This is a genomic window from Streptomyces mirabilis (assembly GCF_018310535.1).
Taxonomy (GTDB): Bacteria; Actinomycetota; Actinomycetes; order Streptomycetales; family Streptomycetaceae; genus Streptomyces.
Genome location: NZ_CP074102.1, coordinates 7,166,526 through 7,192,182, shown reverse-complemented (window position 1 = coordinate 7,192,182; position 25,657 = coordinate 7,166,526). Strand labels below are relative to the sequence as shown.

24 protein-coding genes and 2 pseudogenes are annotated in these 25,657 nt (G+C 72.1%); 10 read left to right on the top strand and 16 right to left on the bottom strand.

Features of this window, described 5'->3' with window-relative positions:
- Positions 1-79: 79 nt before the first annotated feature.
- Positions 80-274: a 50S ribosomal protein L35 gene (gene rpmI / locus SMIR_RS31730; protein ID WP_007829094.1), complete on the bottom strand. Its 195-nt coding sequence runs from the start codon at positions 272-274 to the stop codon at positions 80-82.
- Positions 275-429: 155 nt separating this feature from the next.
- Complete coding sequence (infC, locus tag SMIR_RS31725; protein ID WP_212728438.1) at positions 430-1,146, bottom strand: translation initiation factor IF-3; 717 nt, start codon at positions 1,144-1,146, stop codon at positions 430-432.
- A 382-nt stretch (positions 1,147-1,528) separates the two neighbouring features.
- Here infC and SMIR_RS31720 point away from each other — a divergent pair, with 382 nt between their 5' ends.
- A complete protein-coding gene (locus SMIR_RS31720) occupies positions 1,529-1,885 on the top strand; it encodes a DUF1844 domain-containing protein (protein WP_054236133.1) in 357 nt (118 codons plus the stop codon).
- 46 nt (positions 1,886-1,931) lie between these two features.
- On the opposite strand, the gene SMIR_RS31715 is transcribed toward SMIR_RS31720, so the two are convergent.
- Positions 1,932-2,663: an SseB family protein gene (locus tag SMIR_RS31715; protein ID WP_168490130.1), complete on the bottom strand. Its 732-nt coding sequence runs from the start codon at positions 2,661-2,663 to the stop codon at positions 1,932-1,934.
- A gap of 149 nt (positions 2,664-2,812) precedes the next feature.
- On the opposite strand from SMIR_RS31715, the gene SMIR_RS31710 reads away from it, so the two are divergent.
- Positions 2,813-3,781: a serine hydrolase gene (locus SMIR_RS31710; RefSeq protein ID WP_212727684.1), complete on the top strand. Its 969-nt coding sequence runs from the start codon at positions 2,813-2,815 to the stop codon at positions 3,779-3,781.
- Between the two features lie 102 nt (positions 3,782-3,883).
- On the opposite strand, the gene mycP is transcribed toward SMIR_RS31710, so the two are convergent.
- Together mycP and SMIR_RS43725 are read right to left on the bottom strand one after the other, a co-directional pair.
- A complete protein-coding gene (mycP, locus tag SMIR_RS31705; RefSeq protein ID WP_168490132.1) occupies positions 3,884-5,146 on the bottom strand; it encodes a type VII secretion-associated serine protease mycosin in 1,263 nt (420 codons plus the stop codon).
- The gene (locus SMIR_RS43725) at positions 5,143-6,906 is read right to left on the bottom strand and encodes a hypothetical protein (protein ID WP_249938502.1); all 1,764 of its coding nucleotides are present in this window, start codon (positions 6,904-6,906) and stop codon (positions 5,143-5,145) included. The genes mycP and SMIR_RS43725 overlap by 4 nt, the downstream gene beginning before the upstream one ends.
- Before the next feature lie 815 nt (positions 6,907-7,721).
- On the opposite strand from SMIR_RS43725, the gene SMIR_RS31695 reads away from it, so the two are divergent.
- Entirely contained in the window at positions 7,722-8,924 is a 1,203-nt protein-coding gene (locus SMIR_RS31695) for an amino acid deaminase/aldolase (protein ID WP_168490133.1), read from the top strand.
- 6 nt (positions 8,925-8,930) lie between these two features.
- Here the strand turns inward: SMIR_RS31695 and SMIR_RS31690 are convergent, their stop codons facing one another.
- The 5 genes from SMIR_RS31690 to SMIR_RS31670 are packed head-to-tail and all read right to left on the bottom strand — an operon-like array spanning position 8,931 to position 14,683.
- Positions 8,931-9,791, bottom strand: a complete 861-nt coding sequence (locus SMIR_RS31690; RefSeq protein WP_212727683.1) for a DUF2510 domain-containing protein — start codon at positions 9,789-9,791, stop codon at positions 8,931-8,933.
- Positions 9,792-9,834: 43 nt separating this feature from the next.
- On the bottom strand, positions 9,835-11,100 hold the full coding sequence (locus tag SMIR_RS31685; RefSeq protein ID WP_212727682.1) for an HAD family hydrolase: 1,266 nt from the start codon (positions 11,098-11,100) through the stop codon (positions 9,835-9,837).
- A gap of 24 nt (positions 11,101-11,124) precedes the next feature.
- Positions 11,125-11,925, bottom strand: coding sequence for a 3-oxoacyl-ACP reductase (locus SMIR_RS31680; RefSeq protein WP_168490134.1), 801 nt, complete (start codon positions 11,923-11,925; stop codon positions 11,125-11,127).
- A complete protein-coding gene (locus SMIR_RS31675) occupies positions 11,922-13,301 on the bottom strand; it encodes an aldehyde dehydrogenase family protein (RefSeq protein WP_212727681.1) in 1,380 nt (459 codons plus the stop codon). The genes SMIR_RS31680 and SMIR_RS31675 overlap by 4 nt, the downstream gene beginning before the upstream one ends.
- Before the next feature lie 11 nt (positions 13,302-13,312).
- Complete coding sequence (locus SMIR_RS31670) at positions 13,313-14,683, bottom strand: glutamine synthetase family protein (protein ID WP_212727680.1); 1,371 nt, start codon at positions 14,681-14,683, stop codon at positions 13,313-13,315.
- Positions 14,684-14,760: 77 nt separating this feature from the next.
- Between SMIR_RS31670 and SMIR_RS31665 the strand changes: the two genes are divergently transcribed.
- Together SMIR_RS31665 and SMIR_RS31660 are read left to right on the top strand one after the other, a co-directional pair.
- Entirely contained in the window at positions 14,761-15,498 is a 738-nt protein-coding gene (locus tag SMIR_RS31665) for a FadR/GntR family transcriptional regulator (RefSeq protein WP_168490137.1), read from the top strand.
- A 72-nt stretch (positions 15,499-15,570) separates the two neighbouring features.
- The gene (locus SMIR_RS31660) at positions 15,571-16,296 is read left to right on the top strand and encodes a gamma-glutamyl-gamma-aminobutyrate hydrolase family protein (protein ID WP_168490138.1); all 726 of its coding nucleotides are present in this window, start codon (positions 15,571-15,573) and stop codon (positions 16,294-16,296) included.
- On the opposite strand, the gene SMIR_RS31655 is transcribed toward SMIR_RS31660, so the two are convergent.
- Entirely contained in the window at positions 16,265-17,230 is a 966-nt protein-coding gene (locus tag SMIR_RS31655) for an aminoglycoside phosphotransferase family protein (protein WP_212727679.1), read from the bottom strand. The genes SMIR_RS31660 and SMIR_RS31655 overlap by 32 nt on opposite strands.
- Positions 17,231-17,404: 174 nt before the next feature.
- Positions 17,405-18,337, bottom strand: coding sequence for a LysR family transcriptional regulator (locus SMIR_RS31650; protein WP_212728436.1), 933 nt, complete (start codon positions 18,335-18,337; stop codon positions 17,405-17,407).
- A 94-nt stretch (positions 18,338-18,431) separates the two neighbouring features.
- Between SMIR_RS31650 and SMIR_RS31645 the strand changes: the two genes are divergently transcribed.
- Positions 18,432-19,556: a TDT family transporter gene (locus SMIR_RS31645; RefSeq protein WP_212727678.1), complete on the top strand. Its 1,125-nt coding sequence runs from the start codon at positions 18,432-18,434 to the stop codon at positions 19,554-19,556.
- 184 nt (positions 19,557-19,740) lie between these two features.
- Here SMIR_RS31645 and SMIR_RS31640 read toward each other — a convergent pair whose 3' ends face one another.
- Positions 19,741-20,055, bottom strand: coding sequence for a winged helix-turn-helix transcriptional regulator (locus tag SMIR_RS31640; RefSeq protein ID WP_282190302.1), 315 nt, complete (start codon positions 20,053-20,055; stop codon positions 19,741-19,743).
- Between the two features lie 45 nt (positions 20,056-20,100).
- Here SMIR_RS31640 and SMIR_RS44400 point away from each other — a divergent pair.
- From SMIR_RS44400 to SMIR_RS31620, 4 genes and pseudogenes are all read left to right on the top strand, one after another.
- Positions 20,101-20,196: pseudogene (locus SMIR_RS44400) on the top strand (SDR family oxidoreductase); the annotation flags it as partial.
- Positions 20,197-20,297: 101 nt separating this feature from the next.
- Positions 20,298-20,864, top strand: coding sequence for an NADPH-dependent FMN reductase (locus SMIR_RS31630; protein WP_168490141.1), 567 nt, complete (start codon positions 20,298-20,300; stop codon positions 20,862-20,864).
- A 194-nt stretch (positions 20,865-21,058) separates the two neighbouring features.
- Positions 21,059-22,168 carry a PP2C family protein-serine/threonine phosphatase gene (locus tag SMIR_RS31625; protein WP_168490142.1) on the top strand — a complete coding sequence of 370 codons (1,110 nt, stop codon included), beginning with the start codon at positions 21,059-21,061 and terminating at the stop codon, positions 22,166-22,168.
- A 111-nt stretch (positions 22,169-22,279) separates the two neighbouring features.
- Positions 22,280-23,270 (top strand): annotated as a pseudogene (locus SMIR_RS31620) (aldo/keto reductase).
- Between the two features lie 94 nt (positions 23,271-23,364).
- Here SMIR_RS31620 and SMIR_RS31615 read toward each other — a convergent pair.
- From SMIR_RS31615 to SMIR_RS31605, 3 genes are all read right to left on the bottom strand, one after another.
- A complete protein-coding gene (locus tag SMIR_RS31615) occupies positions 23,365-24,123 on the bottom strand; it encodes a helical backbone metal receptor (protein ID WP_249938501.1) in 759 nt (252 codons plus the stop codon).
- A 102-nt stretch (positions 24,124-24,225) separates the two neighbouring features.
- A complete protein-coding gene (locus tag SMIR_RS31610) occupies positions 24,226-24,807 on the bottom strand; it encodes a helix-turn-helix domain-containing protein (protein WP_168490143.1) in 582 nt (193 codons plus the stop codon).
- 336 nt (positions 24,808-25,143) lie between these two features.
- A complete protein-coding gene (locus SMIR_RS31605; protein WP_168490144.1) occupies positions 25,144-25,632 on the bottom strand; it encodes a hypothetical protein in 489 nt (162 codons plus the stop codon).
- Between the last annotated feature and the right edge of the window lie 25 nt (positions 25,633-25,657).

Genomic DNA, 25,657 nt, shown 5'->3' with positions numbered 1-25,657 from the left:
CGGGGCCGTGGTTGTCTTCACACGGCCCGAAATCGATTGGGTCCCGGTCAGAGATCAGGCGCGCGGTGCGCGCCCGACGTCACTTGCCGAGAAGCTTCTTGATCTTCTTGGCGTCGCCCGGGGCCATCTCGGCGTTGCCGGTGAGGCGGCGCGTCAGGCGCGACGACTTGTGCTCGAGCAGGTGGCGCTTGCCGGCGCGCTCACGGAGCACCTTGCCGGAGCCGGTGACCTTGAAGCGCTTGCTGGCACCGCTGTGCGACTTGTTCTTCGGCATAGCGCCGTTCTCTCCTCGTCAGTGGCGTTCCGATGCCCGGTCGTTAAACCGGGCACGGTGGAACGTCATGTATGTATCGATTGACATCCCTGGACTCATGTCCCGGGGATTCCATGGACTGTCGTCCCGGACTCCCCGGAGCCTTCACCCTGGGATCAGGCCTCGGCGGAAGCCTCGGCCGGGGCCTCGGCGGTCTCGGCCTCAGTGGTCTCGCCCTCGGCGATCTCACCCTCGGCGAGCTCACCGTCGGCGGCGTTCTGCGAGCGACCGGGGTTGGCCTTCGCTTCTGCCTTACGAGCCGCCTGGGCCTCACGGGCCTCGGCCATCGCCTCGGTCTTCTTCTTGTGCGGACCGAGAACCATGATCATGTTTCGGCCGTCCTGCTTCGGGTTCGACTCGACGAACCCGAGGTCCTCGACGTCCGAAGCCAGACGCTGCAGCAGTCGGTAGCCGAGCTCCGGCCGGGACTGCTCGCGACCGCGGAACATGATCGTGATCTTGACCTTGTCGCCCTGCTTGAGGAACCGGACGACGTGACCCTTTTTGGTGTCATAGTCGTGCGGGTCGATCTTCGGCCGGAGCTTCATTTCCTTGATGACCGTGTGCGCCTGGTTCTTGCGCGCCTCACGGGCCTTCATGGCCGACTCGTACTTGAACTTCCCGTAGTCCATGAGCTTGCAGACCGGCGGACGGGCGCTCGCCGCCACCTCGACCAGGTCGAGGTCGTACTCCTGCGCAAGCTCCAGCGCCTTGGCAAGCGGAACAATCCCGACCTGCTCGCCGCTGGGACCGACAAGTCGCACCTCGGGAACGCGAATCCGGTCGTTAATGCGGGGCTCGGTGCTGATGGATCCTCCTCGGTAGCACCACACGGCGGTCTGGCGGACAGCCGCGTATGTCTCTGATGACATTGGACCAACCACCGCGGGGCATGAAAAATGCCCCGGACGGTACACAGGCGGGGCTCCAAGGAATACCGGAGCACCGCCGCGGTGAACCGCGGGGCGCACATTCGGGCGACTCCACCGTCCGTACGGAACGGTGGTGGCCGCCTGACCGGGTGACCCGCCATCCCTGAGGACGGTCGGGTGGGAGATCGGAGCCTCCACTTGTGGGCCGAGCACGCTGACATACGTATGGGCGCGTCCGGCCGGTCGTTACACAAGGTTAGCAGCTCCCCCGGGCCCGCGCTAACCGAGCGCCTCCGCGCTCCCGCGGACGGGTGCCGGCGTGCCGGGGCCTATCGTGTGGGACATGAGTGACACCCCTCCCCAGAACCCCGACTTCGACAGCATGACCCGCGACATCGCCGAGGTCCCCGCGGTCGAGGTCCTCGTGACGGTCGCCGTCAACCTGATGAGCGCCGCCGCCGTGAAGCTCGGTCTGACCGAGGAGGGCGACAAGTACAAGGACCTCGACGAGGCGCGCAAGCTGATCCACGCGCTGGCCGGACTGCTCGACGCGAGCGCGACCGAGATCAGTTCCTTCCACGCGTCCCCGCTGCGCGACGGCCTGAAGTCGCTGCAGCTGGCGTTCCGCGAGGCGTCGATCGTCCCGGACGAGCCGGGCCAGGGCCCGGGCGAGAAGTACACGGGCCCGATCTACGGCTAGGACCGGATCCGCCGGAGAGGCTCTGGTTCCTCTCCCGCTCCCGCTTTCACTGACGTACGTACAAGGGCTCGCCCGGTGGCGTCGTCCCGGCCGGCAGCAGTGCCAGGTCGAGACCGCGCACCAGGCGGGCCCTCAGTGTTTCGTCGGCGGCGAGCCGCCCGGCGAGCGCGCGGGCGGCTTCGGCCGGGGCCGCGTTCGGGTCCAGTACCAGCGCGAGGGTGCCGTCGGCCTCGCCGGGGCCCAGGTGGGCGCGGAGTACGGCGGGCTCGGCGGCCACGGCGGCGCGTACCGCCTCGACCACGGCGGGATCGGCGAGCGGGTCCGCCGTCGTACGCCCCTCGGCGAGGGCGAGCAGCGCCGAGCCGGTCAGTTCGTACGGCACCGGACCGGCCAGGTCGAGGACGACCGTGTCGGCCTTCTCGTGCGCGGCGGCCTGCAGGGCCTGGTGCAGGGGTACGGCGACGGGGCGGGCCGCCGGGTCCCAGCGGGCCAGCGACTCGGTGGAGGTGAAGGCGGGCAGGGCGGTGCGGTGGCCGGCCTTCAGGGTGGGCACCGCCATGTCGCTGGTCTTCTCGTGACGCAGCCCGTTCTCGTCCTCCTCGACCTCGCCGAGGACGGCCACCACGGGCACGAGGAGCCGGGCACCCTTGAGCGCCTCCAGGACCGGCCGTACGGCGGTGCGGTCCTCGGCCCAGGCCGCGAGTGCCGCGCTCAGCCGGGGATCGGCGGAGCCGTCGTCGTCGGGGAAGCCGGAGTCGGGAATGTTCTTGTTCGCCACGGTCCCCGACCCTATCGGGGGGATGCTGCTGGGCTTGTGCGGGCCCGGAAACCTGGCGTTGACAGCTTTCACGGGATTCTCAGGTTTCGCTGACACACCTCTAACATCCGTCTAACGCCGGGCACAGGCACCGCCCCGAGCATCGCGGGATGGCCCCTCACAGAGCTCGTCGGCGTCGCACCCGCCGCTCCGGACGCAGGACCCTCGTCCACATCGTGGTGGCTTCCGCCGTCCTCGTGGGCGGTACGGCAGCGGGTGCCGTGTACGTGAAGGCACAGGCGCACGACCGCAGGAGCCTCGTATCCTCCCCCTCGGCATCGCCGGGTACGTCGTCCTCGGCGTCGGCCGCGTCATCCCCCAGCCAGGAGACATCGGTGGAACCTGTGACCAAGCCCACGGTGGACCGGGACGCCCTGCTCACCAAGGCGATGAAGGCCGTGGCCCTGGAGGACGGCGCAGAGGTGTCGGTCGCGGTGTTCGACATCGACTCCGGGGAGGGCGCCGCCTACGGCGAGGGGGCCTTCGACACGGCCAGCATCGTCAAGGTCGACATCCTCGCGACGCTGCTGCTCCAGGCGCAGGACGCGGACCGGCATCTGACGGCGACGGAGAAGACGTACGCCACCGCGATGATCACGAACAGTGACAACGCGTCCGCGTCCGCTCTGTGGGACATCATCGGGCAGGCGGACGGTCTCGACGCCGCGAACAAGCGGTTCGGACTGACCGACACCTCCGGCGGGGACGGTGCGCTGTGGGGCCTGACCCAGACCACGGCCGCCGACCAACTCACCCTGCTCCAGCAGGTGTTCGGGGACGACTCCGAACTCAGCGAGGCCTCGCGCACGTATCTCCAGGGGTTGATGGGCGAGATCGCCGCCGATCAGCACTGGGGGGTGTCGGCGGCGGCCGACGGCACGCAGTGGGCCCTCAAGAACGGGTGGCTGGCGCGGAGTTCGACCGGGCTGTGGGACATCAACAGCATCGGTCGGGTCACTGTCGACGGTGCCGAGTACCTGGTGGCGACGCTGTCCAACGGCAACACGACCAAGGCCAAGGGGATCTCGGTGGTGGAGGCGGCGGCGAAGGCGGCGGTGGCCGCGTTCGGCTCCGCGTGAGTTCGGGGGGCCGTAAAGGTGCGGGATGTCCGTGAGACTCCGGGTGGGTAGTGGCTGGGCGCGCCCACGCGGCGGAGCCGCACATGTCACAGCCCCGCGCCCCTAAAGGGGCACGTCGCCCGACACGTCCTGCCCCGAGAACCTGCGGCCACGCCACAGGATCACCGACGCGGCCAGCAGGAGCACGCCCGCGCCGCCCGCCGCCGGGCCCACCCAGCCGGACGGCTGGTTGTCGTCCGGGGCGGCGTCGGGGCCCATACCGAAGTACTTCTTGCCGTACGCCGCCGCGTGGGTGCTGTCCGGCTTGAGACGGCCGGCGGCCTCGATGGCCGCCGCGGGGTCGATGAAGCCGAAGCCGCGGGAGTCGTCGCGGCCGCCGCTGGGGGCGTTGCGGGCGGTGTCCTCCAGGAGCTTCTTGATCTGCGCCGGGGACAGGCCCGGGTGGGCCGCCTTGATGAGCGCGACCGCGCCGGAGACGAACGCGGAGGCGGCGCTGGTGCCCCAGCCCTCGTAGTACTTGTCGTCCGGGTCGGCGATGACGACGTCGACGCCGGGGGCGCTGACGGTGGCGTACCAGCGGCGGGTGGAGAACGAGGCGCGGGTGCCGTTCTGGTCGACGGCCGTGGCCGCGATCACGCCCGGGTAGGCCGCCGGGTACGAGATGTGGTCGCCCTTCTCACCGCCGTTGCCGGCCGAGGCGACGACGACCGCGCCCTTCTTCAGGGCGTACTGGACGGCCGCGTCCTCGGCTGGCTCGGGATGGGCGGACTTGGAGTCGTCACCGAGGGAGAGGTTGATGACGTCGGCGCCCTGGTCGGTGGCCCAGCGGATGCCCTCGGCGAGGGCGTTGCCACGGGTGTTGCGGGCCCTCGTACGGGCCGAGTCGCCGTCTTCGAGGATGACGCGGACGGGGAGTATCTTCGCTTCGGGGGCGATGCCCAGGACTCCGTCGCCATTGCCGACGCCGTGCCCGTGACCGGCGATGATCCCGGCCATCGCGGTGCCGTGCCGGGCCCATGCGCGGTCACCGCGCTGCGCCCCGAAGCCGACCATGTCCTTGCCGGTGAGGACGTTGCCGGCCAGGTCCGGATGCTGGTCGTCGACGCCCGTGTCGAGGACCGCGACCGTGATGCCCTGGCCCTTCGTGGTACGCCAGGCCTGCTGGGTGTGCATCGCGTCGAGGGCCCACTCCTGGGCACGTATGCCGTCGGCGTGCGCGGCGGTGGACGGGAGCAGGGCGAGGGAGGCGGCCAGCAGGACGCTCAGGGCTCCGGCCCTCTGGGTGGCCCTGCGGGATGCCTTGCGGATGGCCTTGTGGGTGGCCTTGTGGGTGGTGGCCCTGCTGGTGGTGGCCTTGCGGGTCATGACGGCTTCTCCGTGGCCGAGCCGACGGTTTTGCGCAGGCTGCGCTCGATGCGGTCGGCGAGTCCCTGTGCGTCGTGGCCCAGGCCCGCCTGGGCCGGGGCCGTGGTCGCACCGGGCTTGATGGCGTCCGCGGCGGGCTGCGGGGCGGTGACGATACGGCCGTCGGCGAAGCCGGAGACGGCGTAGACGACCACGGGGGCGTCGGTGAGCACCGACACCGTCCAGGACGCGCGCTGGGCGTCGCCGAACCCGGCGGCGACGGTGCCCTTGGCGGCGTACGGACGAGGCATCAGATCGGTCCGCCGATTGAGGCCTTCCTGCTGGAAACGGTTCTTCAGCGCGGTCATGGTCGCCGGGTCCGCCTTGGTGAACAGCAGGCCCACGGTGGTGACCTGGCTGCGGGTCGCGTCCGTGTAGGTGGCGCGCAGCAGCCGCAGACAGCCGGCCGGGGCGAGCGCCTTGCTCAGGAGCGGATCGAAGGCGTTCGCGCAGCCGCTGTCCGGGGCGACGGCGAGCCGGGTCCAGGTGCGGTCGGCGCCGCCGGGGCCCGCGCCCTGGCCCTGCACGGTGGGCGGGAAGAGCTGGTCCACGGGCACGCTGTGCCAGAGGCTTCCGGCCGCCACGAAGGCGCTGTGCGTAGCGTCCCCGTCCGTGCCGTCGCCGGTCAGCCAGCTTCCGGCCGCCGCGCCGCCGATGAGGCCGAGGCCCAGCACGACACAGGCCGCGGCCGCTGCCGCCCGGGGCCGGGTGCGCGCGCCGACGTGGCGCCGGCGCTTGGTGTCGTCGTAGGTCTCGGGCTCCGCGAACGACACGTACGGGCGTGCCGTGCCGGGGGCCGGGCTCGCGGGGGCGGACGGTTCGCCGGGCCGCTCCGCGGGGACGGGGCGCAGCCGCGTGGTCGTCTCCGTGATCCCGTCCTCGGGCACGGGGGTCCGCCGGGCCGGGCCGGGGTGCGGCACGCCGGGGTGCCGACCGGCGGGCGGGGCGTCGGGAAAGCGGGCGGAGGCCGGGGGCGGGGGCGGGGACGCGGGAGTGGTGCGCCGGCCGGGGAAGCGGGGGTGCGTCGGCTCGTGGCGCGGGGGCTCCGGGGTGTCGATGGCACCCGGCGCCTGCGAGGGCGTCGTGCCGGCGGAGGACGACCCCGAAGAAGGTTGCGGGTCGTGCGAGAGCCGGAAGGGGCGCGACGACCGGGTACCGCCGCCGTCCGGGCGCGCGATGACATCGCCGGAGGCGTCGGACGCCTCACCCGAGCGCGAGACCCCGTCCGCGGGGGAACCGGCCGGCACCGGCCGCTGGGAACCACCGACCGCGCCGGGCGCCCCGGCGGCGGCATCGGGCGGCAACGGGGTACGGGACTCGTCGCCCGAACCCGGAATCCCGGCGGTGGACGAACCCGGTGGCTGGGAGGCGGCGCCCGCGCGGGACGGCGTCATGGCGTCCTCCGCCGGGGACGGGCGGCTCTGCCGGGGTGCGCGCGCGGCGGGGGCGTCAGCCGTGGTGGTCCGCTCCGCCGGGCGGCGCGGGGCGCCTCCCTGGGGCAGGTCCCCGGAGTCGAGGAGCGTCCAGGGCTCGCCGACGACGGACGGGTCCGTCCGGCGAGGACTCGGGGCGGTGGCCGCGGGCGGTTCCTGCGGGCTCGGCAGCGACCAGGGCTCGCCGCCCACCGGCGGCTCGGCCGGGCGCGGCCGCCAAGTGGCGCCCGAGGGCAGGTACTTCGGGCGGGGCGGCACCGCGTCCTCGCCCACGGAGGACTGGCCCACCGGGGACTGCTCGAGCCGCGGCGGGGTCGCCGGACGCGGCGGCTGTGTGACGCCCCCCGCGGGCGGCGCTTCGGGCCTCTGCGGGGGCACCGGATTCCCATGCCCGGGAGACATCTCCGGCCTCGGCGTGGCCGCCGGACGGGACGGCACACCACCCTCGCTCCTCGAAGACTGTTCGGGCCGAGGCGGGGTCGCCGACCAGGAGGGCACGCGCTCCCCGCTCACGGGAGACTGTTCCGGCCGCGGCGGGGTCGGCCGGCTGGACGGCACGCGCTCCCCGCTCGTCGGGGCCTGTTCAGGCCGTGGTGGGGTCGCCCGGCGGGACGGTGCGGCAGCCTCCCCGGCGCGCTGCGCCGGTCGCGGCGACGGGCGGGAGGGCGAGGATCCGGTGCGGCCTTCCACGGGAGGCGGTGAGGTGTCCTGCGCGGGAGACGCTGCTCCCTCGGGCGACTCTCCCGGTGGCTGTGCCGGGCGGGGTGGGGTGGCCGGGCGTGGCGGGATGGAGGCGCGGCGCGCTTCCGTGCTCATGCACCCCCCGTTTCCTCGTACCCGGGCTACCGACCCGGCCCGGAATCCGCCGGGCCGCTCACGTGTACGGAAGAAACCACCTCGGCGACTCACCCGTCACGAGCACCCATACCCGTGGCGACGGACCGTCATCCCGGGCACGACCCACCCGGACAAGGTCGTTCCTCCCTGCGTGCGCGTCACTCTACGGGTTGACGTGGGCAGGGAGGGAACCAGTCCGCGTGCCCGGGGCATCTGCCCGGAACATCCCCCTACCCTGCGGTAATCGGGTCTGGCAGGCTTCGGTCATGACTGCCCGCGCCGCAGACCGGGCCCGCTACGACCGGGCCACCGCTCATCTCGACGCCCCTCTCGCGATCGTGGATCTGGAGGCCTTCGACGCGAACGCGGACGACCTCGTCCGCAGGGCCGGCGGCAAGCCGATCCGGGTCGCCAGCAAGTCGGTGCGCTGCCGCGCCCTGCTCGAGCGCGTCCTGGAGCGGGACGGTTTCGCGGGCATCATGTCCTTCACCCTGGCCGAGTCGATCTGGCTGGCCCGTTCCGGCTTCGACGACATCCTGCTCGCCTACCCCTCGGCGGACACCCAGGGCTTCGCCGAGCTGACCTCCGACCCCAAGCTCGCCGCCGTCGTCACCGTCATGGTCGACGACCCCGCCCAGCTCCGCCTGATCGACGAGGCCCGCCGGGGCGGCACCGAAGTGGTGCGCGTCTGCCTGGAGTTGGACACCTCCCTCAAGCTGCTCGGCGGCCGGGTGCGGGTCGGGGCGCTGCGCTCGCCGCTGCACTCGCCCGCCCAGGTCGCCGACCTGGCCCGCGCCGTGGTCCGCCGGCCCGGGTTCAAGCTGGTGGGGATCATGGCCTACGAGGGTCATGTCGCCGGAGTCGGTGACGCCGTCGCGGGGCGGCCCTTCCGGTCGCGTGCGATCAGGCTCATGCAGGCCACCGCCCGCAAGGAGCTCGCGCAGCGGCGCGCCGAGGTGGTCCGTGCCGTACGCGCCGTGGAGCCGGACCTCGAGTACGTCAACGGCGGCGGGACGGGCAGTGTGCAGCACACGGCCGCCGAGGACGCCGTCACCGAGATCGCGGCGGGCTCCGGACTGTACGTTCCTCGGCTGTTCGACAACTACACGTCGTTCAGCGGACGTCCGGCAGCGCTCTTCGCGCACCCGGTGGTACGCAGGCCGGGCGTCGGGGTCGTCACCGTGCTCGGCGGCGGCTACCCGGCCTCGGGCGCCCCGGGCCCCGACCGGCTGCCGGTCCCCCATCTGCCGGAGGGCCTGCGGTACGACCCCCAGGAGGGCCCCGGCGAGGTGCAGACGCCGCTGCTCGGCGCCCCGGCGGACGACCTGCTCATCGGCGACAAGGTGTGGTTCCGGCACGCGAAGGCCGGGGAGCTGTGCGAGCGGTTCGACGCGCTGCACCTGATCGAGGGCGACACGGTGACGGCGGCCGTCCCGACGTACCGGGGAGAGGGCCACACCTTCCTGTAGCCGGACTCACCGCGTGCCCACCGGCCGGATCCCCTGGGTGATCCGGTCCATGTCGGTGAGCGGCGGCCCGTCCGCACCCGCGTCGAACACGAAGCGGACGATGACCAGGGCCCGCGAGCCCACGCCGGAGGGGAACGCCAGCGATTCGACGTAGCCCCCGGGTCCCACCCCCGTCTTCACCTGCCAGCGCACGAGGTATCCGACACTGCCCGCGACGGCGACCGGGCTCGCCCGCAGCTGCCGGTGGGAGGTGACGCCGTGGAAGGGCCGGTTGTCGAGGAGGTCGCGGTCGTACGCGGTGTTCGCGGCGTCCGCGATGTCGTGCTCGGCGAGGGCCTTCGGGGACCTCTCGTCGTTCGCGGTGACGGTGCGCGAGATGACCCGCCCGTGCCGGCACAGACCGGGGTCGCCCGGGCAGTCGTAGGTGCCGGGGGTGGTCATCATGACGTCGTCCTCGGCGACGTCCTGGGCGCGGACCCAGCCGTCGAGCAGCGGCAGGGCGATGCCGTTGAGCTCGTCCACGACGACGGACGGGTCGGCGGAGGACGGGCCGGCCGGGGAACCGGTGGTCTGCGCGGGCGCGGCGGCCGGGGTGGTCCGTGTCGCCGCGGCGCCCCCGCCGCCGCCCTCCCGGCCGAGCACGAAGGCGCCCGTGACGATCGAGGTGACCAGGACGACTCCGGCGGTGACGAGCGCCACGGCCTTGGCGCGGCCGGAGCCGCCGGCGACGGGTTGCGGCGGTGCCAGGGGCACTTGGGGTGCCTCGGGTGCTCGCCGGTGGTCCGTCCAGGCGGTGCCGTCCCACCAGCGCTCGACGAGCGGGTACGCGGGGTCGCGGTACCAGCCGGGCGGAGGCGTCATGCTCATTCCGGCACTCTAGGGCGCGCCCCGAACGTCAGTACACGGGTGCTCAGTAGACGGTGTCCTTCTGGTCGGGTACGACCGAACCGTCGTCCCTGAGGACGGGTTCCCCCCCGCCGCCGGTCGCGTTGTGGGCGCTGGTCGCGCACGGGTACGGCTCCGGCCTGCGCGGCAGCGGCCCGATGAACATCGGGTTGATCACCCAGCGGCCGTCGGCGTCGTCGTACGCGCGGCACATGAGTTCGCTCTTGTTGCGGTTGAGGACCAGGTGGGCTCCGGTGGCGTCCCCGACGAAGGTCACATCGGTGTCGGCGTCACCGGCCGCGAGCGCGGTGCGGTGGCGTGGGTCCTGCCGCTGCCAGGCCGCGGCGCCGTGGACGCCGTAGATCTCCTGGTTGATCCAGCAGCGCTTGCCGTCGATGTACGGGATGGCCTCGCCCCGGGTCGCCGGTACGCCGCCGCAGCCCTCGTTCCAGGTGGTGATCCGGCCGCGCCGGTCGAGCACCGACCGGATGGCGATCGTGTGCCGGGCGTCGATGCCGACTCCCCGCGACCAGACCTCGGTGACCGGTTCGGCGCCCGCGGAGACGACGTAGACGTCGAATCCGGCCCTCTGGAGCGTACGGATCAGCTCGCGCTGCTGGTCGTAGTAGCGGACGTACGCCGGGAGGGTGTGCGTGCCCAGGGTGCGCGTCGAGCCGAGGGGCGCGGCCAGGGCCTGTGCGCGGGCGCTGCGGGCGTACGAGGTCAGCTCGGCGACGGTGCGTCCGGCGAAGAGCTGGGGCACCCAGGCGTACTGGGGGACGGTGCGCCGGTGGTTCCAGGTACCGGCGAAGGCGGCGGCGCCGCTCATGGTCCGGCCGTTCTCGCGGATCTCGAGGATCTCGTCGGCGCAGCGGGGCTCGGCCGAGGTGGGGAGGGGTGCGCCCGCGGGTGTGGTGGTGCCGCAGGCGGCGGTCAGCGCCCGGTCCGCCGCGTCCGTGAGCCACTGGCTGGTGTCCCGCCAGCGCGCGGGGCGGAGGATCTTGTCGTGTCCCAGGGCCCAGGCGAGGGTGGCGTCGGTGACGTCGTTCTTGGTGACGGTGTTGTCCCAGTCGAAGGCGGCGACCGGGCGGCCCGCCGGGGGGATCGGCCCGGCGCAGGTGCCTCGCTCGTCGATCACCTGTTGCAGGTGGGCACGGTTGTCGCCGTACCAGGGCGCGGAAAGCCGCGGGCAGTCGGGACGGGGGCCGGAGGAGGCGGGTGGCGCGGCCGCCAGGGTGGCGGCCGCGACCAGGATCCACGCGAAAGTGGCACGAACGGATCGATATCGCATGGGACGTGCATATACCGGGTTGATCTACAGGGGCGTGACGTACGCGCCCGAGATCCCCCCGTCCACCAGGAAGTCGGAGGCGTTCACGAAGGAGGAGTCGTCGCTGGCGAGGAAGGCGACCGCCGCGGCGATCTCCTCGGCCTCGGCGAACCGGCCGACGGGGATGTGGACGAGCCGGCGTGCGGCCCGCTCGGGGTCCTTGGCGAACAGTTCCTGGAGCAGCGGGGTGTTGACCGGTCCCGGGCACAGGGCGTTGACGCGGATGCCCTCGCGGGCGAACTGGACGCCCAGTTCACGGGACATGGCCAGCACGCCGCCCTTGGAGGCCGTGTACGAGATCTGCGAGGTGGCCGCGCCCATCCGGGCCACGAAGGACGCCGTGTTGATGATGGAGCCCTTGCCCTGGCGCCGCATGTAGGGGATCGCGGCCTTGCAGCACAGGTAGACGGAGGTGAGGTTGACCTCCTGGACGCGCTTCCAGGCCTCCAGGCCGGTTTCCAGGATGGAGTCGTCGTCGGGCGGCGAGATGCCCGCGTTGTTGAAGGCGATGTCGACGGAGCCGTAGGTGTCGAACGCCGTCTTGAAGAGCGCCTCGACCTGCTCGGGATCGGTGACGTCGACCTTGACGAAGATCCCGCCGACCTCGTCGGCTGCGGCCTTGCCGCGGGCGTCGTCGACGTCGCCGCAGACGACGTGGGCGCCCTCGGAGGCGAGCCGGCGGGCGGTGGCGAGACCGATGCCGCTGCCGGCGCCGGTGATGACGGCGGTACGGCCGACGAGGCGGCGGCAGATGAATCCTTCGGTGCCTGCGGTGGCTTCGGTCACTGTGCGGGGCCCTCCGTGCTGATGAAGACGTTCTTGGTTTCGGTGAAGGCGGTGAGCGCGTCCGGACCGAGTTCACGGCCGATCCCCGACTGCTTGAAGCCGCCGAAGGGGGTCCAGTAGCGGACGCTGGAGTGGGAGTTGACGGACAGGTTCCCGGCGCGGACGGCCTGGGAGACGCGCAGGGCGCGGCCGACGTCACGGGTCCAGATGGAGCCGGAGAGGCCGTACTCGGTGGCGTTGGCGAGCCGGATCGCGTCCGCTTCGTCCTCGAAGGGCAGGACGACGGCGACGGGGCCGAAGACCTCCTCGACGGCCACCCGCGCGTGGGGCTCGACCTCGGTGAGGACGGTGGGCGGGAACCAGAAGCCGGGGCCTTCGGGGGCCTTTCCGCGGATGCCGGGGGTGTCGGCGGGGACGTACGAGCGCACGCGCTCCAGCTGCACCCGGGAGATCAGCGGGCCCATCTGCGTCTGCTCGTCGGAGGGGTCGCCGACGACGACGGACTCGATCGCGGGGGCGAGGAGGTCGACGAAGCGGTCGTAGACGGAGCGCTGGACGAGGATGCGGGTACGGGCGCAGCAGTCCTGGCCGGAGTTGTCGAGGAAGGCCATCGGAGCCGCCGCGGCGGCGGCCTCGATATCCGCGTCGGCGAAGACGATGTTGGGGCTCTTGCCGCCGAGTTCGAGGGTGACGCGCTTGAGCAGGGCCGAGCCCTTCGCCAACACCTGTTTGCCCACAGTCGTTGACCCGGTGAACACGATCTTCGCGACGCCGGGGTGCTCGACGAGCGCGTTGCCCGCGACCGGGCCGTGGCCGGGGAGCACCTGGAAGAGCCCTTCGGGCAGACCGGCCTCCAGAGCCAGCTCGGCCAGCCGGAGCGCCGTCAGGGGGGTCGTCTCGGCGGGCTTGAGGACGACCGCGTTGCCGGCCGCGAGCGCCGGGGCGGTGCCCCAGGCGGCGATCGGCATCGGGAAGTTCCAGGGCGCGATGACACCCACGACGCCGAGCGGTTCGAGGATGGTCACGTCGAGGCCGCCCGGAACCGGGATCTGGCGGCCGGTGAGCCGCTCCACTCCCCCGGCCGCGTAGTCGAGCAGGTCGCGGACGTTGCCCGCCTCCCAGCGGGCGTTGCCGACCGTGTGCCCGGCCTCGCGCACCTCCAGGCGGGCGAGTTCCTCCAGGTGTCCGTCGACGGCGGCCGCGAAGCGGCGCAGCAGGCGGGCGCGGTCGGCGGGCGGGAGGGCCGCCCACTTCGCCTGGGCCCGCGCGGCGCGCACGACGGCACCGTCCACGTCGGCCGCGGTGGCGGCCGGGACGGTGGCGAGGACCTCCTCGGTGGCCGGGTTGAGTACCTGGAGAGCGAGCTCGTTCGACAAGGAAGGACCTCTCACATGCGTTCGAAGGAGCGGCGCAGCTCCCAGTCGGTCACCGCGGCGTCGAAGGCTTCCAGCTCGACGCGGGCCATGTTGCGGTAGTGCGCGACCACCTCGTCGCCGAAGGCGGCCTTGGCGATGGGGCTGTTCTCCCAGAGCTCGGCGGCCTCGCGCAGGGTGGTGGGCACGTGCGCGTACTCGGCCGTGTACGCGTTGCCCGCGCACGGCTCCGGCAGCTCCAGCTTCTGTTCGATGCCGTACAGGCCGGCCGCGACGAGCCCGGCGACGGCCAGGTGCGGATTGACGTCACCGCCGGGCAGCCGGTTCTCGAAGCGCATCGAGCGGCCGTGGCCGACGACGCGGAGCGAACAGGTGCGGTTGTCGTATCCCCAGGCGACGGCGGTCGGCGCGAAGGAGCCGGGCTGGAAGCGCTTGTAGGAGTTGATGTTGGGCGCGTAGAGGAGCGAGAAGTCGCGCAGGGCGGCCAGCTGCCCGGCGAGGAAGTGCCGCATGACGTCGGACATGCCGCCCGGGTCCTGCGCCGAGCCGGCCATCACGTTCGTGCCGTCCGCGTCCGCGAGCGAGAGGTGGATGTGACAGGAGTTGCCCTCGCGCTCGTTGTACTTCGCCATGAAGGTGAGCGAGACGCCCTCCTGGGAGGCGATCTCCTTGGCGCCGGTCTTGTAGATGGCGTGCTGGTCGCAGGTGACGAGGGCCTCGTCGTACTTGAAGGCGATCTCGTGCTGGCCGGGGTTGCACTCGCCCTTGGCGGACTCGACGGTCAGCCCCGCGGCCTGCATCTCGTTGCGGATGCGGCGCAGCAGCGGCTCGACGCGCCCGGTCCCGAGGACCGAGTAGTCGATGTTGTACTGATTGGCCGGGGTGAGCCCCTTGTAGCCCGCGTCCCAGGCCTGCTCGTAGGTGTCCTTGAAGACGATGAACTCGAGCTCGGTGCCGACCTGGGCGGTGTAGCCGAGTGCGGCGAGGCGGTCGAGCTGGCGGCGCAGGATCTGGCGGGGCGCGGCCACGACCGGGGAGCCGTCGTTCCAGACGAGGTCGGCGACGAGCAGGGCGGTGCCCTCGTTCCACGGCACCCGCCGTAGGGTGCTGAGATCGGGGCGCATGGCGAAGTCGCCGTAGCCCCGGTCCCAGGAGGACATGGCGTATCCGTCGACCGTGTTCATCTCGGTGTCGACGGCGAGGAGGTAGTTGCATCCCTCCGTACCGTGTTCGAGGACCTCGTCGAGGAAGAAGCGCGCGGCGAACCGCTTGCCCTGGAGCCGCCCCTGCATGTCGGGGAAGGCCAGGACGACGGTGTCGATCTCGCCGCCCGCGACGAGGGCGTGCAGCTCCTCGACGGCGAGCGGGGGTGTGCGGTCTGCCACCGGAAAAGCCTCCTTGGGTCAGCCGAGAGCCATAAGGTATTGCGGAGAACCATTGCTTGGGAAGGGGGCACGACCAGATGACGCGGGCGGAAGCCGACGGTGGTGCGGACGACCGACTGACGCCGGTGCTGCGGCCGGTGCGGGCGGGCAACGGTTTCGAGGAGGCGCTGGAGCAGATCCTCCAGGTGGTCCGGCTGGGGCTGGTGCCGGGCGGCGGACGGCTGCCCGCGGAGCGGGAGCTGGCGGAGCGACTGGGGATCAGCCGGGTGACGCTGCGCGAGGTGCTGAAGGTGCTCCAGGACCAGGGTCTTGTCGAGTCGCGGCGCGGACGGTACGGCGGCACGTTCGTGGTGCCGAGGGCCGAGACCCCCGGCGAGGACGAGCTGCGGCGCCGGTTCGCCGAGGTCGACATCGAGGACGTCCTGCGCTTCCGTGAGGTGCTGGAGGTGGGCGCTGCGGGACTGTGTGCGACGCACGGGCTCTCCCCGGAGCAGGCCGAGCGGCTGCGCGAGGCGCTGGCCCGCACGCACGAGGCGCCGCTGGCGGACTACCGGCGCCTGGACACCCTGCTCCACCTCACCCTCGCCGAGCTGAGCGGTTCGCCGTCGCTGACGGCCCAGTACGCGGCCGTCCGCGCCTCCGTCAACGACCTGCTCGACTGCATCCCCCTCCTGGTCCGGAACCTGGAGCACTCCCAGCGCCAGCACACCGCGCTGGTCGAGGCGGTGCTCGACGGGGACGCGGACGGGGCGCGGGAGATGATGCGGGAGCACTGCGCGGGGACGGCGGCGCTCCTGCGGGGCTTCCTGGCGTGAGGCGTCTGCCGGTACCGTACGAGGACTTTCAAAGGTATGACTGCATTCCATTGAATCCGTAGGGAGCGCGGCATGGGAGGTACGGACGGTGCGGACGGCGTGGGCGGTGTGAGCGGCGTGGGCAGACCGCTGATCGGCGTGAGTACGTATCTGGAGGCCGGGGCGCGCTGGGGGGTGTGGGAGCTGGAGGCCGCGCTGCTGCCGGCCGGCTACCCGCGGCTCGTCCAGGCGGCGGGGGGTATCGCCGCGATGCTGCCGCCGGACGACCCCTCCCACGCCGCGTCGGTCGTCGCCCGTCTCGACGGCCTCGTGATCGCGGGCGGCCCCGATGTCGACCCGGTCCACTACGGCGCAGAGCGCTCCCCGCGGACCGGACCGCCGGCCGCCGCCCGCGACGCCTGGGAACTCGCCCTGATCGACGCCGCGTTGGCCGCCGACACGCCGCTCCTCGGCATCTGTCGGGGCATGCAGCTCCTCAACGTCGCCCTCGGCGGCACGCTCGTCCAGCACATCGACGGGCATGTGAAGGACGTCGGGGTCTTCGGGCCGCACGAGGTGACGCCGGTGGCGGGGAGTCTGTACGGGGATGTCGTGCCGGAGCCATGTGCCGTGCCGACGTACCACCATCAGGCGGTCGAACGCCTCGGAGAGGGACTGACGGCCTCGGCGCACGCGCTCGACGGGACGGTGGAGGCGATCGAACTCGCCTCTCCCCGCTGGGTGTTGGGTGTCCAGTGGCATCCCGAGATGGGCGAGGACCTGAGGGTCATGCGGGCGTTGGTGCGAGCCGCTTCCTGAGCCAGTCGAGGGCGGCGGCGCCCTGGGCGTGCTGGAAGGCGCGCAGGGTCGGCAGTCCCGGGGGCGGTGGCTGCCGGGAGTGCCGGACGAAGTAGCCGGCGAGGGCCGCCAGGGTGGCGGTGACGCCGTCCGGGTCGGCGTCGCGGCCCAGCGGGTGGGTGGTGAACACCTCTTCCGGATCGGGGCCGCCCTGGGCGCGGACGCACGGAAGCATCACCAGCAGGTCGAACCACGGGGCGGCGCGCACGGCGTGCGGCCAGTCGACGAAGACGACCCTGCCGTCCTCCGTGAGCAGGACGTTGTCCGCGCGCAGGTCGGCGTGCGCGAGGGTGTCGCCGGTGGCGAACTCGGCCCATGGGGCCGAGAGTTCGGCCAGTTCGCGCAGGTGCGCCGCGGTCCACGGGTCGAGGCCCTCGCCCGCGGTGTCCCCGGAGGCGATGAGCTGCCGCCATCCCTGGAAGGCGTGGGCCAGGGACTGTCCGGCGGTCGGGGCGTCGAACGGTGCCGGCGTCAGGGCGCGGCCCAACTCCTCGACGGCGTCGAGCACGCGTCTGAACTCGCCCTCCCGCCAAGGGACATGGGGCTGACGGCCCGCCACGTCCTCGAAGACAAGGGCGACCCAGGTGCCGTCGTCGTAGGTGCCGAGGAGCCTGGGGGCCGGGGTGTTCGGCGGGAGTAGGGAGGCGTTCCTCGCCTCCGTTCGGTGCAGGGAGGGGCTGTCGGGGTTCGTCTCTGCGCTGACCGCCTTCACGAACGCACGGCGGCGGTCCGTGGTGGTCACGCGGGCGGCAGCGCCGGGCGAGAAGCCGCCCTCCTGCGTGACGGCCGTCCGCACCGGCGCGCCGAGCACGTCCGCGACGGCGTCCCGCAGCGTGCGAGGGAGTTCTTCCCAGGGTGTGCGCGAGCCCGCGGCAGGCGGGGCGGTCGGAGTCATGCCTCGCATCCTGCGGGGCCGCTGACCCCGACCGCCACCGATTTCTCCGCCCCCGAACCCCCGATCGGCCTCGTCCTCAAACGCCGGACGGGCTGAAGGCTTTCAGCGGCGCGGGGAACTGCGCGATCGGCCGCCACCGGCCCGCAGCCGACACACTCGCCCCGGGGTGGCGGCCTACACGCCTCGCGTCAGTGAGAGCAGTTCGCGTGCCGGGCCCGTGGGGCGGTGGCCCGTGGGCCAGACCGCGCGGAGGGCTCGGCGGAGTTGGATGTCGGACAGCGGGATGCTCACCAGGCGATGGGTCGACAACTCCTCCCCGAGGGCCAGCTCGCTCAGGACGGCGGGCCCCGCCCCACTCACGGCCGCCGCCTTCACCGCGGTCGTCGAGGAAAGCTCGATCAACGGCCGCGCCAACCCACCCAACGCCGCGTCGAGAACCTGCCGCGTACCTGACCCCTCCTCCCGGAGGATCAACGGCGTCGCGGCCAGCTCCGCCCCCGCGAGCGGCGCGCGGCGCCGGGCCCACGGATGCCCCGGCGCCGTCACCACGATCAGCCGGTCGTGCGCGATGACCGTCGAGTCGAGGGAGGGCGGCACGGACAGTCCCTCCACGAAGCCGAGATCCGCCTCGCCCGCGAGGAGACGTTCCGCGACGGCTGTCGAGTTCCCGGCGAGAAGCGACACCGCCGTGTCCGGCCGCTGCGCGCGCAGCGCGAGCAGCCACCCCGGCAGCAGATACTCGGCGATGGTCATGCTCGCCGCCACCCGAAGCCGCGAGTCCCGCCGGTCCCGCAACGCCTGCGCCCCCGCGTCGAAGGCCTCCGCCGCCTCCACGACCCGCCGCGCCCAGTCCGTGACCAGCGCCCCGGCGTCCGTGAGCCGCGAGCCCCGGGGCGAGCGGTCGACGAGCGCGACGCCCAGTTGCCGTTCCATGGAACGGATCCGACTGCTGGCCGCGGGCTGGGTGATCCCCAGTTCCCGCGCCGCCCGCCCGAGACTCCCGAGCCGCGCCACCGCGAGCAGCAGCTCCAACGCCCCGAGGTCCGGCACCCGATGCGCGATCCCGACCGCGACCGGTTCCGGTTCCCCCGACCGGCCACCCACCATCGATCCCTCAGCACTCACACCCATAAAGCCAGCTTATGCCCCCATAGACCCGTACTCCCTGGTGGGGACCCGGCGGGCGCGCGACCGTGGACGCATGGTCACCGCAGCCCAGCCCCTCCTGTCGACCCCCGCCGCCGAAGTCGGACGCCCGCGCGCCCCCGCCGTCCGGTACCTCGGCCCGAACTGGTACGCCTCCGTCATGGGCACCGCGATCGTGGCCACGGCGGGCGCCGGACTCCCCGGCGACGTCCCGGGTGTGCGAACCGTCTGCACGGCTGTCTGGGCCCTCTCGGCCCTCATGCTGGTGACCCTGCTCGGCGCCCGCGCGCTGCACTGGACGCACCACCGCGACCAGGCCCGCGCCCACCTCCTCGACCCGGCCATGGCCCCCTTCTACGGCTGCCTGGCGATGGCCCTGCTGGCCGTGGGCGGCGGCGCCCTCGTCGTCGGCCGGGACTGGATCGGGACACGGGCTGCGGTAGCCCTGGACGCCGTACTGTTCACCGCCGGTACGGCCGTCGGACTCGCCGCCGCCCTGGCCATCCCGTACCTGATGGTCGTACGCCATCGCATCCGCCCCGACCAGGCCACGCCCGTCTGGCTGCTCCCCCTCGTCGCGCCCATGGTGTCAGCCGCCGTCGGGCCGCTCCTCGTGCCCCACCTGCCGCCGGGCCAGCCCCGGGAGACCCTGCTTCTCGGGTGCTTCGCGCTGTTCGGGCTGAGCCTGCTGGCCACCTTCGTGATGCTGCCGATGATCTTCGGCCGGCTCATCACCGCGGGACCGCTGCCGCTCGCGCTCACTCCGACGCTGTTCCTCGTACTCGGTCCGCTCGGCCAGTCCACGACCGCGGTCGGCAAGTTCGCGGACTTCGCGCCGGGTGTCGTGCCGGCCCCCTACGACCAGGGTTTCGGCATGCTCGCCGTCCTCTACGGCGTCCCCGTGCTGGGCTTCGCACTGCTGTGGCTGGGCCTCGCCGGCGCGCTGGTGGCGCGGGCCCGCCGACAGGGCATGGGGTTCGCGATGACCTGGTGGGCGTTCACCTTCCCGGTGGGGACCTGTGTCACCGGCGCCGAGGGCCTGGCCCGGCACACCGGACTGGTCGCGTTCGACTGGCTCGCGGTCGGCCTGTACGCGCTTCTCGTGGCCGCCTGGTGCGTGGCCGCCGTCCGCACCGCGCGCGGTCTGGTCGGCGGCGAGCTGCTCGCAACACCCAAATAGACGCAACTCCGCTATGGACGGGCAGTTCCAGGCCAGGCGTCGGTGGAACCTCAGCCAGTGTCCGCACGACCGCCCGGCACCCTGCCGCCGGCTTCCGCCCCACATCAGGCACTCAGCAGCCACTGGAAGTGATCTTCACCGCGAAAACCCACTGCGGCACGGGATCCACTCCGCCTCACGCCAGTCACGCACTCCGTGGGGCGCTCATGTCGTACGCGTCCTGGTGGCGTCGGATCTCGGTGCGCTGTTCGGCGGACCAGGCAGCCAGGGGCTCGATGGCGGAGAGCAGGGAGGAGCCGAGGCCGGTGAGGGAATATTCGACGCGGGGCGGCACCTCCGCGTAGGCGGTGCGGTCGACCAACCCGCTGCGCTGAAGGCGCTTGAGAGTGAGGGTGAGCATGCGCCGGGAGATGGCGGGGATCGTGGTGTCGAGGTCCGAGTAGCGGGCGTCACCGACGGCCAGGGCGCCGACGACCAGCATGCTCCACTTGTCGCCCACCAGGTCGAGGATCTCGCGAATGAAGGGCTTGGTGAGCCCGAGGACCTCGCCTCCGTGATCGTCTTCCTCCTGTCCGCGGAGTCCAGCTGGATCACCGGCCAGATCCTGTCGGTGGACGGCGGCCTGACCATGCGCGAGTAGCGCCGCTCGCTACCGCGGACCAAGATCCACTCCTCTCTCATTACGTCTTTGTTCCGTCAGCACGTCTTTGTTCCGTCAGCACGTCCATATCTGGAGAACCCATGTCCGGCCACGTCCAAGTCCTCGCCCTCGTAGGCAGCCTGCGCTCCGGCTCGCACAACCGTCAGCTCGCCGAGGCCGCCGTCAAACACGCCCCCGAAGGCGTCGAGGTCACCCTCTACGAGGGCCTGGCCGAGGTGCCCTTCTACAACGAGGACATCGACACCGACGAGCAGCGTCCCGCCGCCGCCACCCGCCTGCGCGAGACCGCCGTGCGCGCCGATGCGTTCCTGCTCGTCACCCCCGAGTACAACGGCACCATGCCCGCCGTGCTGAAGAACGCCATCGACTGGCTGTCCCGCCCGTTCGGCGCCGGCGCCCTGGCGGGTACGCCGACCGCCGTCGTCGGCACCGCCTTCGGCCAGTACGGCGGCGTATGGGCCCAGGACGACGTCCGCAAGTCCGCCGGTATCGCCGGCGCCACGATCCTGGAGGACGCCAAACTCGCGATACCCGGATCGGTGACCCGTTTCGCCGAGACCCACCCGGCCGATGACACCGAAGCCGTCGCGCAGCTCAGGCAGGTGCTCAGCGCCCTCACCGCCACCATCGAGGCCCCGGCGTCCTGAGTCCCGTATCCCCGGCACGCTCCGAGCGGAGGCGTTCCGGTGCCGGGTGGCGGGCAAGGGACGGCCTTCCACCTGGCGTGATCCGTGCACAAGGCGCACCGACGGCGCGGGAACGCCGCAACCTCGTGGTGCGAGCTGTGACTCCCTGCTCGTATCGTGAAAAGGCAGACAGCGGCGCGGTAAGCAGGAAAATCATGGCAGAACCGGCGGTCGATTACGCGGCGGTGTTCCAGGCTCTTCCCGGGGCGGTGGCGCTGGTGACTCCGCAGCTGATCTTCGTGGACGCCAACGCGGAGTTCCTGCGCCTCCGGGGCCTCCCCCGCGAGCAAGTGGTCGGTCGCTTCCTGCCCGAGGACCGCCCCGAAAAGGACCCCGCCGAGCCTCTCCTGCTCAGAATTCTGGCGTCACTGCGCCGGGCGGCGAACACAGGTGAGCGCAGCATCGTAGCGCTGCAGCGCTACGACATGGAGGACCCCGACCAGCCCGGGATATGGCGCGAGCGGTATTTCAACATGACCAACATTCCCGTATTCGGACCTGATGGGCGGGTGACGGTGCTGCTGCACCGGGTGGAGGACGTCACCGAACTCATCCGCGCCCGTGAAGTCGCGCTGACCTTGCAAGAAGCCATGTTGCCCGCTCCTCGCCCGGTCGGCCGGCACCCGGCGGCCGTTCGCTACCGGCCCGCCGCCGAAGCGCTGAACGTGGCCGGCGACTGGTACGACCTGGTCGACCTGCCCGGCGATCGCATCGCCGTCGCCGTCGGCGACGTCGTCGGCCACGGCCTCTACGCGGCCGGCGTCATGGGACAACTGCGCAGCGCCCTCACCGCCGCCTCTCTCGTCTCCGAAGGCCCCGCCCACGCCCTGGAAGTCCTCGGGCTGTACGCCCGCACCATCGACGGCGCCGAGAACACCACCGTGGCCACGGCATTCATCGACTGGGAGAACCACACCATCACCTACAGCAGCGCCGGCCACCCCCCACCAACGCTCCTGCAGAGGGACGGGACCGTCGAGTTCCTGGACCAGGCCACCGACCCGCCACTGGCCGCCCGCCCTCAACACGGCCCCCGGATCCAGGCTGTCGCGGCCTTCCGCGAGGGCGCCGTCCTCGTGCTTTACACCGACGGTCTGATCGAACGCCGCGGCGAAGACATCGACACGGGCCTCGCCCGGCTCGCCGACTCCCTGGCCCGCCACCAGGCAGACGACCCCGAAACCCTCGCCGACGCCGTACTCACCGACCTCATCCCACCCGGTGACGCCACCGACGACACCGCCCTGGTCATCGTGCGCCTGTGAACCTGGCCGGCCACGTTCGCCCGCTCGACGGCGGTCATGTCACGTGGCGGCAGGCGCAGGGCGCGCCGCCGTCGACTACAAGATCAGTCACTATCAGGAAAGGCCATCCGCATGAAGAAGATCACCCTGGGAGGCGAGGCGCTCGAGGTCTCGCGTCTGGGTCTCGGCTGCATGGGCATGTCCGGGGGCTACACCGGCGCCGGCACCGACGACTCCGGGTCGATCGCCACGCCACCGCGCCATGGAGCTGGGCGTCACCCATTTCGACACCGCCGAGATCTACGGTCCTTACACGAACGAGGAACTGCTCGCCAAGGCGTTCGCCCGCCACCGCGACGAGGTGGTCATCGCCACCAAGTTCGGTCAGATCAACCACCTCGTGCCCGAGGAGAACGGGCTGCCGGTCCTCGGCCTGAACGGCTCCCCCGAGAATGTGCGGCGGTCGGTCGAGGGCTCGCTACGACGCCTGAACACCGACTACATCGACCTCTACTACCAGCACCGGATAGACCCGGAGACGCCGATCGAGGACACGGTCGGGACGCTTTCCGAGCTGATCGAGGAAGGCAAGATCCGCCACTACGGGCTGTCGGAGGCGGCGCCCGCCACCATCCGGCGTGCGCACGCCGGACACCCGGTGACCGCCATCCAGACCGAGTACTCGCTGTGGACGCGCGACCCCGAGGCCGAAGTGCTCCCCACCGTGCGCGAGCTCGGCATCGGCTTCGTGCCCTACTCGCCGCTCGGCCGCGGCTTCCTCACCGGCACGATCCGCTCGCTCGACCAGCTCGACGCCGAAGACTGGCGCCGGTCCAATCCGCGCTTCGAGGGGGACAACCTGGAGGCGAACATCCGGATCGTGGAGCAGGTGGACGACGTCGCCAGGCAACTCGGCGCGACGCCCGCTCAGGTTGCGCTCGCGTGGCTGCTCGCGCAGGGCGACGACATCGCGCCCATTCCCGGCACGCGCCGGGCCGCCAACCTGGAGCAGAACGTGGCGGCGGACGACCTGGTGCTCTCGGCCGAGCAACTGGAGCAGCTGTCCGAGGTGGCGGCGCCGGTCGGCGACCGGTACGCCGACATGAGCCGCATCAACCGGTAGTCCACGCCCGTTCGGAGGGGTCCCGGCTCGCGTGAGCCGGGAGCCCTTCGTCCGGGGCATGCACACACTGAGGTACGGTCACGTACTTCACCTCTCATGGTCGACATTGAGCTTCCGCAGGCCCTGCTCGCAGCGCCGCGCTGAGCAGGCGCGGCGCCTGCGCCAGTGACGGCCCGTACCAGGTCAGCAGGCGGCCGTCGACGAGCACGCAGGGCACGCCCTCGAACGCCTCGGGTCCGTCGTCGGCGGTGAAGCGGTACGGCTCGTCGGGCAGGACCACGAGATCGGGGGCCGCCGCCCGGAGTTCGGGGAGCGGGACGCGGGGATAGCGGTCGGCGTGGTGGGCGTAGGCGTTGTCGACGCCCAGGCGGGCCAGGACGTCCCCGGCGAAGGTGTCCCGGCCGAGGACCATCCAGGGGCGCCGCCAGATCGGCACGATCGCGGTCGTACGGCGGCCGGGAGCGGGTGGCCGCGCCCATGCGGCCTCCGCCTCGTCCAGCCAGCGGGGGCGGGTCCGCGCGCCGCACGCGCCCAGCACCCGCGCCAGCTCGCGGAAGGCCCCCGGCACCTCGCGGACCTCCGTGACCAGCACCTCGATCCCCGCCTCCCGCAAGGCCGTCAGGTCGGGCTCGCGGTTCTCCTCCTCGTTGGCGATCACCAGGTCCGGGGCGAGTCGTACGATCCGGTCGACCGAGGGGTTCTTGGTGCCGCCGACGCGCACGACGTCGAGGTCCGGCGGACGGCTGCACCAGTCGGTCGCGCCGACCAGGGCACCGGGGACGGTGGCGGCCACGGCCTCGGTGAGCGAGGGCACGAGGGAGACGACACGCACTCCGGCGGGCCCGCTAGGCATGGCGGGAGGTCTCGGGCATGGCACCAGTATCGCAGCGGCTCGTGATCACAGCTGCCCGCGATCCCAGCGGCTCGTGATCACAGCGGCCCGCGCGGGAACGGCTCAGCGCTTGCCGAAGGTCTGGCGGTCCTCCACCGCCTCGATGTGGTCGGCGACCTCGACCACGACCACCCGGGTGTCCGGCACGGTCGCCCGCCACCGGTGGCGCACCCCGCCGGTGAGGTACAGCGTGTCGCCGCGCCCCAGGCGGTGGGCGCGGCCCTCCGCCTCGACCTCGACGGCGCCGTCGGCGACGTACATCAACTTGTCGTTGCGGTGCTGGAGTTCGCGGCCCTCCTCGTGGTCACCGGTGAACTCCGTGGCGTGCAACTGGTGGTGACCGCGCACCAGGGGGCGCATATGGGCCTCGGGAGTGAACTCGGCGCCCGACTCGGCGCGCACGACATCGACACTGCACGCCGGGTCGGCCGCCGCGAGCAGCTCGACGGCGGTGGTGCCCAGGGCGTCGGCGACCCTCTCCAGGGAGCTCTGGCTGGGCCGGGCCCGTTCGTTCTCGACCTGGCTGAGGAAGGGCACCGACAGGCCGCTGCGCTCGGCCACGACGGCGAGCGTGAGCTCCAGTGCCCGGCGCCGCCGCCGGACGGCCGCACCCACCCGAAGGGGCTGTTCTTTGTGGTCGCCCATCGCTCCGGCTCCCTCCCACGCGTCGTCGGTCCACTGCTTCGGTCTGCCGTTTCGGCTGCCGCTCAGGCTGCCGCTTCGGCGCACAACTTCTGATGAGTTGTTTGCACCCTACGCATGTTCGGCAAACCGTTTCATGCACCCGTCACATCGCTGACACATCGGAGGAGGGTGAGGGCCACAATTCGCGCCAATAGACGAGTTGCCCCGACTCCCCCGGCGCACCCCCCTCCCGCGGGACGAAAGGGCTGACCAGCAGGGCCGGATGCCCCTCCGGATCGGTGAACGGAGTCAGGTGGGGATGGGCGAAGGCGCTACTGCCGCCGTGGGTGTGGATGGTCAGCCGATCAGCCCGCCCGGTCGTCGGATCATAGACGTACGTCCGTCAGCTCCCGAAGCCCCGCACCATTGCTGACTTTCCGTCAAAAAGACTCTGGTGACGCCGAGTTCGAGGAGCGGACGGTCGCCGATGTCGCCGCGCACGCGCCAGGGCTCCAGGACGCGGTCCGGCCGCCGGTCGAGGGTTGCGTACCAGGTCGTGAAGTCCTCGAGGGCGGTGCGGAGTTCACGGTCGGTGTCGCGGCGCGCCCGGTGGTGACCGGTGGGCTCGCCCCTGCCGTCGTGCACGGAGGTGATGTCCGCAGTGCCCTCGGTGCGGCGCGCGAGGGTGCGCGGCGCGTCAAACGCGTGGGCGGCGTTCCCGGACAGGAAGGCGTCCAGATCGGCGTAGCCACGTACGGCGATGTGGTTGTCCGGATCTTTCTCGTACGCCAGTACGTAGCCACTGGTGTCGTCGGTCGCGAGTGCGGGCCGGAACAGGGGGCGCACGGAGGTCTCACCGGAACGAGCGGAC